The organism is uncultured Phycicoccus sp. (genome assembly GCF_947495705.1).
Taxonomy (GTDB): Bacteria; Actinomycetota; Actinomycetes; order Actinomycetales; family Dermatophilaceae; genus Phycicoccus.
In genome coordinates this window covers 1-224 of the sequence record NZ_CANLZR010000031.1, presented here as the reverse complement: position 1 = coordinate 224, position 224 = coordinate 1, and the positions used below count along the sequence as shown (strand labels likewise).

The 224-nt window shown below is 75.0% G+C and carries 1 pseudogene; it reads right to left on the bottom strand.

The features are described from left to right. Window positions 1-224 (bottom strand): annotated as a pseudogene (locus tag Q0963_RS16535) (hypothetical protein); the annotation flags it as partial.

Here is a 224-nt window from a genome sequence, read left to right as displayed (position 1 = left end):
GCTCGGGTGCAGCCCCACATCCGGCAGGTGCCGTCGCGGGTGGTGACGAAGTCGCGCATCGACCTCGGTGGCCGGTAGGCGCCGGTGGTGTGGGAGACCTGGGTGCCGGTGTCGGCGTCGAGGACGGCGCGGGCGACGTCCAACGGAAGGGTCCGCAGGAGCCCGGCGACGGTGGTGGCGTCGACCCAGCCGAGCCCGGGCAGCTGGGTGCCGGAGACCGCGAC